This is a genomic window from Xanthovirga aplysinae (assembly GCF_009711365.1).
GTDB classification, from domain to species: Bacteria; Bacteroidota; Bacteroidia; order Cytophagales; family Cyclobacteriaceae; genus Xanthovirga; species Xanthovirga aplysinae.
In genome coordinates this window covers 1-10,575 of sequence record NZ_SMMB01001184.1, presented here as the reverse complement: position 1 = coordinate 10,575, position 10,575 = coordinate 1, and the positions used below count along the sequence as shown (strand labels likewise).

General features: G+C 37.1%; 7 protein-coding genes. 5 read left to right on the top strand and 2 right to left on the bottom strand.

Translation table 11 applies throughout. The features are described from left to right. Window positions 1-788 precede the first annotated feature (788 nt). The 4 genes from E1171_RS15940 (at window position 789) to E1171_RS15925 (ending at window position 6,805) form a co-directional block, all read left to right on the top strand. Window positions 789-1,226, top strand: a complete 438-nt coding sequence (locus E1171_RS15940) for a MarR family winged helix-turn-helix transcriptional regulator (protein WP_155207044.1) — start codon at window positions 789-791, stop codon at window positions 1,224-1,226. Between the two features lie 18 nt (window positions 1,227-1,244). Next, window positions 1,245-3,647 (top strand): 3-hydroxyacyl-CoA dehydrogenase/enoyl-CoA hydratase family protein, encoded by a 2,403-nt coding sequence (locus tag E1171_RS15935; protein WP_155207043.1) that lies wholly within the window; start codon window positions 1,245-1,247, stop codon window positions 3,645-3,647. Between the two features lie 90 nt (window positions 3,648-3,737). Continuing rightward, window positions 3,738-4,913, top strand: a complete 1,176-nt coding sequence (locus E1171_RS15930) for an acetyl-CoA C-acyltransferase (protein WP_155207042.1) — start codon at window positions 3,738-3,740, stop codon at window positions 4,911-4,913. Between the two features lie 92 nt (window positions 4,914-5,005). Then, entirely contained in the window at window positions 5,006-6,805 is a 1,800-nt protein-coding gene (locus E1171_RS15925; RefSeq protein ID WP_155207041.1) for an acyl-CoA dehydrogenase family protein, read from the top strand. Window positions 6,806-6,945: 140 nt separating this feature from the next. Here the strand turns inward: E1171_RS15925 and E1171_RS15920 are convergent, their stop codons facing one another. Then, window positions 6,946-8,862, bottom strand: a complete 1,917-nt coding sequence (locus E1171_RS15920) for a M1 family metallopeptidase (protein WP_187696497.1) — start codon at window positions 8,860-8,862, stop codon at window positions 6,946-6,948. 155 nt (window positions 8,863-9,017) lie between these two features. Here E1171_RS15920 and E1171_RS15915 point away from each other — a divergent pair, with 155 nt between their 5' ends. Next, complete coding sequence (locus E1171_RS15915; protein WP_155207040.1) at window positions 9,018-10,328, top strand: aminotransferase class V-fold PLP-dependent enzyme; 1,311 nt, start codon at window positions 9,018-9,020, stop codon at window positions 10,326-10,328. A 67-nt stretch (window positions 10,329-10,395) separates the two neighbouring features. Here the strand turns inward: E1171_RS15915 and E1171_RS15910 are convergent. After that, window positions 10,396-10,575: hotdog family protein (locus tag E1171_RS15910; protein WP_484628029.1), on the bottom strand; the 180-nt coding region annotated here is incomplete at its 5' end.

The window sequence follows — 10,575 nt, the reverse complement described above, 5'->3', positions numbered from 1 at the left end:
GTTATAAGTGCTTATTGTAGATTTGATGATTTACATTAATTGTTGTTGACATTGTGCGAGGGAAAGGAAATTATCAATTTCGTATGTTAATAAGTTTCATTAAGTTATAAATCCAAATTTAATTTCATAAAATTTTGTTTTGTCTTTCTATTAATACAAAAAAGGATAAAATTTAAAAATAAATTAAATATAATATAGTTCTAAATTTGCGGTAATATTCTGTTTATTTGGCTTTATCCACAACTTATCCACATTTAAATAATATCTACCCCTCCACTTAGCTTTATTCGAAAATTATCCCTATTTTCTTGTGAAAAATGAAATTATTCTGAGGGGAGTGCTTGATGAACAGTAATTAAATACAGTCCATTAAAATTTTAGTCTTTTCTAAATTTTCCTTTTCCATTTTCTCGTGTTGGGAATTAATACAGTAATACCAGCTCTCTTTGATTCATCCTTTCAAGTAGATATTTACTGGATGGAAAGTAGTAACTACATTTATTAGCGGATACTTCTGTTTTCAAAATCTTTTAATAAGTAATACTATATTAATATCAATAGACCAAAATTAACAGGCCTTTAATTGAGTGCTTTTTCAAGGGCAAACCTGGAAGCTTCAAGTCCCCTTTATCATTTAACCTTTTAATCCTATAGTCAAGGTCAATTTTCATATTTTTCTTAATAGATCGAAGAAAAAAAGAGAAAAATAGTATGCTTGCATAATAAATTTCGTTAAAAGGTATGCAAGCATACTATTTTTCCGTATATTGTTCAGCAACAGAGAATTTATGAAAAAAGAAGAGACCGTCGATCATCCTATTAAAACTTTATGGCATGCAATATCCAGAGCTTATAACCAAAAGGCTGCGGAATCGGGTATGACCGCTTCAATAGGGTATGTGTTATTAAATATTTCAAAAAAAGGAACTCCAGCCACTAAGATTGCACCTTTAATGGGATTAGAAGCTCGGAGTCTTACTCGCTTATTGAAGAGTATGGAAGAAAAAAAACTTCTTTACAAGCAACAAGATCCTAAGGATAAGCGATTGGTTAGAATTTTCCTTACAAATGAAGGTAAGGAATTGAGGGAACAGGCAAGAAATACTGTGGTTACCTTTAATCAGGTAGTGCAGAAATCTATACCAAAAGAGAAGCTTCAGGTTTTTTTTGAAGTGATCTCGGACATTCAAAAATTAGTTGACGAAAATAAAATCTTCAATACCTAAATTAAATTAATAAAATCAATGAAGAGAGCGATTAAAAAAGTGGCGGTTTTGGGCTCAGGAATTATGGGATCCAGAATTGCCTGTCATTTCGCCAATATCGGGGTAGAAGTACTACTCTTGGATATTGTGCCGAGAAGTCTTTCGGCGGCAGAAGAAGCTAAAGGATTAAGTTTAGAACATCCAAAGGTGAGAAACCGAATTGTTTCCGAAGCTTTTACTTCTGCGATAAAATCCAAACCAGCTCCGCTGTATCATAAATCATTTGCTGATCGAATTCGATTAGGAAATTTTGAAGATGATATGAAGGGAATTTCCGAATCTGATTGGATAATTGAGGTGGTTGTGGAGAACCTGGACATCAAGAAAAAGGTTTTTGAACAGGTGGAAAAACATAGAACTCCTGGTACCCTAATTACTTCAAATACTTCAGGAATTCCAATTCACCTAATGTTGGAAGGCAGAAGTGAAGATTTCCAAAAGAACTTTGCCGGATCACATTTTTTCAACCCACCTCGTTATTTAAAACTTTTTGAAGTTATTCCTACCCCAAAAACAGATCCTGAAGTTGTCGAATTTCTGATGCATTATGGGGATAAATTCCTGGGGAAAACGACAGTTCTTTGTAAAGACACTCCAGCATTTATTGCCAATCGAATTGGAGTGTTTGGTATATTGAAGACCTTCGATGCCATGCAGAAAACTGGCCTCACCATCGATGAAGTGGACAAGCTTACAGGGCCTGCGATTGGAAGAGCCAAATCTGCTACCTTTAGAACTTCTGATATAGTAGGACTGGATACTTTTATTAAAGTAGCTGATAATCTTCATAAAGGATTGCACAAGGATGAGTCAAGAGAGCTCTTTAATGTTCCAGACTTTGTGCGGAAAATGGAGGAAAGTAATTGGTTAGGTGATAAAACTGGCCAGGGATTCTATAAAAAGACCAAGGATGAAAATGGTAAAAAGGTGATTCTTACCCTCGATTTGGAGGATATGGATTACAAACCAAAAAAGAAAGTGCGTTTTGGCACTCTTGATGCAATCCAGAGCATAGATAATGTGAAAGATCGCTTTAAGGTGATTTTGAACGGAAAAGATAAGGCTGCTGATTTTTATAGGGATGTGTTTTTCCATTCTTTTCAATATGTTTCTCACCGTATACCGGAAATAGCTGACGAGTTATATAAAATAGATGACGCAGTTTGCGCTGGGTTTGGTTGGAAAACAGGTCCTTTTGCTTCTTGGGACCTTGCTGGCCTAGAGAAAACGGTTTCCAATATGGAAGAGGCAGGCTATAAACCAGCCTTGTGGGTGTATGAAATGTTAGAAAGTGGTGCCAATTCGTTTTATAAGATAGATGGAGGCGTAAGGAAGTATTATGATATTCCTTCAAAATCTTATAAGGCAATCCCTGGCACAGAACAATTCATTCTTCTAGATAATCTTAGGGAAGATAAAGTAGTTTGGCAAAATTCAGGAACCACCTTATTCGATATTGGAGATGGAATCCTTAACCTGGAATTCCATACTAAGATGAATTCTTTGGGAGGAGAAGTGATTGAAGGACTTAATCATGCGATTAATGTAGCTGAAAAAGATTTCAGAGGTCTGGTAATTGCCAATGAGGGAGATAATTTCTCCGCAGGTGCTAACCTAGCCTTGTTATTAATGTATGCTATAGAGCAGGAATATGATGAAATAGATATGATGATTCGTCAATTCCAAAATACGATGATGCGGGCTCGATATTCATCCATTCCGGTAGTGGCTGCACCTCATGGTATGACCCTTGGTGGAGGATGTGAATTGACTATGCATGCAGATAGAATACAAGCAGCGGCTGAAACCTATATTGGTTTGGTTGAAGTAGGCGTAGGATTAATTCCTGCTGGTGGTGGAACTAAGGAATTAACCTTAAGAGTTTCCGATCGTTTTGAAGCTGGAGACGTGGAATTCAATGCCTTGCAAAATGCATTTATGAATATTGCTACTGCTAAAGTAGCTACTTCTGCTCATGAAGCAAAAGATATGCACATCCTTACAGATAAAGATCGGATTACGGTAAAAGATAATCGTCGTATTGCAGAGGCTAAGGCAACCGCAATTCGACTGGCAGAAGCAGGGTATACGAAGCCTGCTCCAAGAAAGGACATTAAGGTGCAAGGAAAATCTGGTATGGCCATGTTCCTGGCTGCAGTTCATGGTATGAAAATGGGGAATTTTATTTCTGAACATGATCAGAAAATAGCCCATAAGATTGCTCATGTGATGTGTGGTGGTGATTTATCTGCACCGACAAACGTTTCCGAACAATATTTACTGGATTTAGAAAGAGAGGCATTCCTTTCGCTAACTGCAGAAAAGAAAACTTTGGAAAGAATTCAGCATTTATTGAATACAGGAAAACCATTAAGAAATTAATTGTTGGAAAATTAGTGGGATGACATTAGAGATGGTATTTCCGATTTCTAATAACTATTTCCTTAGAACTAAAATCTAAATTTAAAGCAAATGAACGCATATATAGTAGCCGGATACAGAACGGCTGTCGGAAAGGCCAAAAAAGGGGGATTCAGGTTTACCCGCCCTGATGACCTGGCTGCCGATGTTATTAAACATTTAACTGCTTCAGTAAATGGTTTGGATCCCAAAAGAGTGGATGATCTCATTGTGGGATGTGCTATTCCAGAAGCAGAGCAGGGTATGCAAATGGCCCGGATGATTTCTCTTTTATCCCTGCCTATTGAAGTTCCAGGTGTTACTATAAACCGCTATTGTGGATCTGGTGTGGAAGCAATCAGTATGGCTTCAGCTAAAATTCACGCAGGAATGGCCGATTGTGTCATTGCTGGAGGTGCCGAATCCATGTCATTGGTTCCAATGATGGGACATAAAACGGCACTGAATTACAAAGTTGCCACTGAGCACCCTGAATATTATTCCAGTATGGGAATAACTGCGGAAGAAGTTTCCAAGCAATTTAATGTTTCTAGGGAAGATCAGGATGAGTTTGCTTACAATTCTCATATGAAAGCTCTAGCAGCCATTAAAGATGGGAAATTTAAGGATGATATAGTACCTATTACCGTCAAAGAAACCTATCTGAACGAAGAAGGAAGAAAAAAGACTAGAGAATATGTAGTGGATACCGATGAAGGACCAAGAGCTGACACCAATATTGCAGCTTTAGGAAAGTTAAGGCCTGTATTTGCAAATAAAGGTTCGGTAACTGCTGGTAACTCTTCACAAACTTCCGATGGTGCCGCATTTGTGATGGTGATGTCTGAAAGAATGGTGAAAGAGTTGAACTTGGAGCCTATCGCACGAATGGTGAGTTATACCGCTGCTGGAGTTGACCCTAGAATTATGGGAATAGGACCAGTAGCAGCTATTCCAAAAGCGTTGAAATTAGCTGGATTATCTCTTAAGGATATTGAACAGATTGAGTTAAATGAAGCCTTTGCGGCCCAGTCTTTAGCCGTTATTCGAGAGTTGGATCTTAATCCTGAAATTGTAAATGTGAATGGTGGAGCTATTGCCTTGGGACACCCATTAGGTTGTACAGGTGCTAAACTTTCTGTTCAACTATTTAATGAGATGCGAAGAAGAGGGCAAAAATACGGAATGGTTACTGCCTGTGTAGGTGGAGGCCAGGGTGTAGCAGGAATTTATGAATTGTTGAGTTAGGCAAGTAATAAATCTGTGACTTTTCGATGCGAACTGTTGAAATAACATTCATTCAAACTAAAAACTGTTGAGATTTTCAAAAAGATATAATTATGGAAATGACTGATAAAAAAAGGGCGATAAAAGGTGGTGAGTTTCTTATCCGAGAAACAGAAGCCAAGGAGGTATTCATTCCTGAAGAATGGACCGAAGAACAGAAAATGATTGCTAATACCTGTGATGAATTTATTGAGCATGAAGTTCACCCTGTTGTAGAGGAATTGGATTCTCATAAAAATCCTGATCTAATGCCACAATTGATGGATAAAGCAGGTGAATTGGGATTATTAGGAACTTCAGTGCCAGAGCAATTTGGAGGTTTTGGTATGGACTTTAACACTTCCATGCTGGTATCAGAGGCTACAGGGGGAGGACATTCCTTTGCAGTGGCCATTTCTGCCCATACTGGAATCGGAACTTTGCCTATTCTGTATTATGGTAATGAGGAGCAAAAAGCTAAATATTTACCAAAGCTGGCTACTGGGGAGTGGAAAGCAGCTTATTGTTTAACAGAGCCAGATTCAGGATCAGATGCAAATGCTGCTAAAACAAAGGCTGAATTGACAGAAGATGGCAAGCATTACCTCATCAACGGTCAAAAAATGTGGATAACTAATGGTGGTTTTGCCGAGGTATTCATTGTTTTTGCTCGAATTGAAGATGATAAGTATCTAACGGCTTTCATTGTTGAAAAAGGTTTTGGTGGCATCACCATGAATGAGGAAGAGCAAAAAATGGGAATTAAGGGTTCTTCTACTCGTCAAATATTCTTTAATGATTGTAAAGTGCCAGTGGAGAATATGCTCTCTGAAAGGCAAAATGGTTTTAAGATTGCGGTAAATATTCTGAACATTGGCCGTATAAAGTTAGGTGCAGCGGCAGTTGGAGCTTCAAAGAAGACTTTGCAGCGAGCTACTACTTATGCTAATGAAAGAAAACAATTTGGAACGTCTATTTCTTCTTTTGGAGCAATAAAATATAAGATTGCTGAAATGACCACCAAATTATTTGCTACGGAATCAGCGCTTTATCGAGCAGGACAGAATATTGATGATGCTTATGACGCTTTGATAGCAGGAGGAATGGATGAAGCAAAAGCAAAATTAAAGGCTGCTGAAGAATTCGCTATTGAATGTGCAATTTTGAAAGTGCATGGTTCTGAAACTTTGGATTATGTAGTAGATGAAGGTGTTCAAATTTATGGCGGAATGGGATTCTCGGCTGAGGCTCCAATGGAAAGGGCTTATCGAGATGCTCGAATCAACCGAATTTTTGAAGGTACCAATGAAATCAACAGAATGTTGATGATCGATATGCTTTTGAAGAGAGCTATGAAAGGGCAGTTGGATGTGATGAAACCGGCAATGGCAGTTGCCAAAGAATTAACTTCTATTCCGGATTTTGGTGCAGCGGAAGATACTAGTTTGTTTGCACAGGAGAAAAAAGTGTTGAAAAACCTGAAAAAGAGTGGATTAATGATTGCTGGGGCTGCTGCTCAACGCCTTATGACACGCCTTAAGGATGAGCAGGAAATCTTGATGAATCTGGCGGATATGTTGATTGAGGTTTATGTGGCCGAATCAACTCTTTTAAGGGTAGAGAAATTGGTAGGAGTGAAAGGAGAAGAGGCTTGCGCAACTCACATCGATATGGCAAGAATCTATCTGTATCATGCAGTGGATAAGATTAATTCTGTAGGTAAAGAAGCCATTTATGCATTTGCTCAGGGAGATGAAGAGAGAATGCTATTGATGGGATTAAAAAGGTTTACAAAAGTAAATCCTTTTAATTTGAAAGAAGCAAGAAGAAGAGTTGCCGATTTGGTAATTGCGGAAAATCAATATCCTTTTTAATTAAGAAAGCAAATAACACATAGTGAATAATGAAAAGGCTGTCCACATTTGTGGACAGCTTTTTTTAGTGTTTTATTTTCTATTTTAATGTGATTTGACTTTGTTATGGCAATGACTCATTAATTATAAGTTTGAATTATTTAATTAGGGGAATAACCTAACATTTCATCCAGTGTACTGGAAGAGACAAAGTGATAATTTGGTCGGGCCTTCTTATAAATATCAAGTGCCATTTCTTTTCCGCCTTCTTCTTTAAGCATCTCTCCATAAACCGGAACCAAGAATTTTCTTCTTCCTACGTTGATTAGAAACTCCTCCATTTTTGGATAGGCGGCCTTATAATGATTATCAATTACGTGAATAAACCAAGCAGCTAAAATCTCCGAATTGCCTGAGGCTGTAAATTTAAATGCTTTATCTAGCTGGTTCATTTGGCCAATTTTTAGATCTTTTGGTAATTGGCGGATAAAATACAACCATTCATGCGTGCTCCAATCTTTGGTTTGTAAGGAACTAGCTTTACTACCACTTATCCACTTTTTTAGTTGTTTATCCACATTTTCAAATCTTTCAGACTTTACGGTAGGGAAATCTTTAGGTAATCCTTCACCATAAATCCAATTTTGATAAAGCTTATCATCTACTGGAATTCCATTTTTTTCAAATAGGTTTTCATTCATATAGCTAATAAAACTTTCTGTTGTCATGGTTTTAAAGGCATTCTCAGTAAAATACTCCTTAAGGAAGTTATCCCATTTTTCCCGACCCACCTTGTTTTCTAAGGTCTTTAAAAAGAAGAAACCTTTGTCATAGGCAATGGCCGTCATTCCATCATCCGGGTTTCTTCCGGTCAGATTAAGTTTCAATTTAGTATCCTCCGGATGAGGACCATTCATTAAGTCATTTACTTCATTTTTTAAATCTCCTTGACTTAGCTGGGCTAACATTTCACTGTAGGAAGGACCATAAAGTGCTTCCATAATTCGGTTTTCAAAATAAACTGTGAATCCTTCATTTAGCCAGAAGTCATTCCAATTGGCATTTGTAACCAGATTTCCTGACCAGGAGTGGGCTAATTCATGTGCCACTAAAGAGGTTAAAGATCGATCCCCTGCAAGTATGGTAGGAGTAGCAAAAGTTAAACGGGGATTTTCCATCCCACCGAAAGGAAAACTTGGTGGAAGTACAATTAGGTCGTATCGACCCCATTGATAAGGTCCATATAGCTCTTCTGCAGCGGCAAGCATATTTTCCATTTCCCCAAATTCATACACTGCCTTTTTAATTACAGGTTTTTCCGCATAAACCCCTGATCTGTCTCCAAGTGATTCAAAAGTCAGGTCACCTACACTTAAAGCCATTAAATAGGCAGGTATAGGTTGTGGCATGACAAAACGATAGATACCGTCTTCATTTACTTTTTGAGGATTTTCTGCACTCATTAAGGCCATTAATCCTTTTGGAACTTCCACTTTTGCTGTATAGGTAAAACGAATTCCTGGAGAATCCTGCAAAGGAATCCAACTTCGGGCAAGTATGGCCTGAGATTGGGTGAAAAGGAATGGATGTTTTTTACCGGCCGTTTGAACAGGATCTAGCCATTGTAAGGCTTCGGCTTTAGGGCTGGTTTGGTAATAAATATTCACCTTCTTTGTTTTTTCATTTATGGGGATCGTTAATTCACTTCCCAAGATTTCGTGAGCTTCTCCTAAAGTGAATCCAGCTGGCTCTTCCTGATCTCCCAGCGTCACCTTTTCAATATTTAATCCTTTGGTGTCTAGTACTAATTTAATCGCTTTATCTGTCTTTTTAATAGATAAGCGTGCTATGCCACTTATTATTTTTTTATCGAAGTCCACTTTTGCTTCCCAATCTAAATGGGTGATTACAGCCTCTCCAGGATTTGCATGACTGTGAAAATCTGTTGATAAATCTTTCGAACTTACCATTGTTTCTTTTTTGGTGGAGGTATCTTCTTCAGTTTTTGGAGATTTACAGGCTAAAATACTCACTGAGAGGGCTAAAGCCATAAAACCTTTGTGAATGAGTTTTTTCATAATGTTTATTTTGATTGAAAGGATATTTGTAAATTAAAATACAGTGGATAATTGTTGATGGTAATTCAGTTAAAAAAGAAAGTTATTAAAATGATATTAACCCTATAACCTTTTTTTAAAGGTAAAATAATTCATTTAACCAATAAAATATTCCTTTGAAAACTAAAATAACCAGAAGTAAATTTATTAAGAATACATTTTTGGGCAATATTTTGTATCCCTTTTATTGCCAATTTTTTAATCCTATTTATAAACCTTTATTAGAAAGAATTTCTTCTAAAGAGTTTGATCCTTTAAGAGAGGGAAATTCCTTAGAGGATGATTATTGGAAAATGCTAAGGCTTCAATTTCCCTTAACAAGAGATCGAAACTATTTTAATACAGGCGGTCTGGGGCCTTCTCCTCAAATAGTGATTGATACTGTATATGAATGGATGTTAAAATTGGAGACCATAAGTGAATCAGGATATAAAGAAGTGGCTAGCGTTCATAAGAAGGCAGCAAGTTTGTTCCGTGTGAAGCCAAAGGAAATAGCCATCACTAGAAATACCACTGAGGGAGTAAATATAATGGCTAGAAGTTTGCCTTTAAAAAGGGGAGATGAGGTTTTGATGACCACTCATGAACATCCTGGAGCTGCCATACCTTGGATTGCTCTAAAAAAAGACAAAGGAATAAATATAAAATTGATAGAACCAGATTTGAGCGGAGAAAATAACTTTCAAATTATCGAGCAAAATATCAGTTCTAAAACGAAGGTGGTCGCTATTCCCCACGTTACTTGTACAAATGGAATGATTCTTCCCGTCAAGGAAATTGCTGCCTTTTGCAAAAGCAAAAATATATTCTTTTGTGTGGATGGCGCACAGGCAGTTGGTATGATCAATGTGGACTTAGAGGATATTTCTCCTGATTTATATGCCACTAGCGGACATAAATGGCTTTTGGGCCCCAAGGGCAGCGGGCTGCTTTATATGAATGAGTCTATAATGGAAAAATTGAATCCTGTTTATGTGGGGCCTTATTCTGTTGATAACTATTCTCTGAATGAATTAGAACAAACATATAGAAAAGAAGCCAACAGAGAAGAATATGCCACTAGGGCCACCCCTTTAATCATGGGATTGGGAGCAGCTATAGATTTTATTACTTCTGTTGGAATAAAAGATATTGAAGAGAGAGGGAGAAAGTTATCCACATATTTAATTGAAGAACTGCAAAAGATCCGGGGAATTGAGATTTTGAGCCCATCAAATCCAGAGTTTTCATCAGCTATAGTTACTTTTAAATTAAAAGGGAAAGATTTTAAAAAAATTCAAGCCAGTTTTAGGAAGGATTATCAATGTCGTCTAAGAGGAATTGTGGAAAACAATTTAAATGCATTGAGGGTATCTTGTGGAATTCAAAACAGTTTTGAAGAATTGGATAAGCTTTTATTAGGAGTAAAAAATTTAGCTAGTAGTTAAAGTGTCCTACTGAGAGTTCTAGATTTTATCAAATTTAATGTTTGTAAAAAAGGGGGAAAATTGCTGATTAAGGGTCATTTATACGAAAGATCATCCAGGTGGCTTCCACAATCATTTCATCATTGACATATGCCTTTCCTGATTGCTTCGACATATTTTGACGTAGTTTTAGAGTTTTTATGACCAATTTTACCGTTTCTCCATACTCTGCTGCTTTCAAAAAATTGGCTGAATTAATACTAATAAA

Excerpts from the sequence above, each read along its gene's own strand:
- E1171_RS15940 (WP_155207044.1), top strand. The coding sequence starts at position 789 with ATGAAAAAAGAAGAGACCGTCGATCATCCTATTAAAACTTTATGGCAT.
- E1171_RS15935 (WP_155207043.1), top strand. The coding sequence starts at position 1,245 with ATGAAGAGAGCGATTAAAAAAGTGGCGGTTTTGGGCTCAGGAATTATG.
- E1171_RS15930 (WP_155207042.1), top strand. The coding sequence starts at position 3,738 with ATGAACGCATATATAGTAGCCGGATACAGAACGGCTGTCGGAAAGGCC.
- E1171_RS15925 (WP_155207041.1), top strand. The coding sequence starts at position 5,006 with ATGGAAATGACTGATAAAAAAAGGGCGATAAAAGGTGGTGAGTTTCTT.
- E1171_RS15920 (WP_187696497.1), bottom strand. The coding sequence starts at position 8,862 with ATGAAAAAACTCATTCACAAAGGTTTTATGGCTTTAGCCCTCTCAGTG.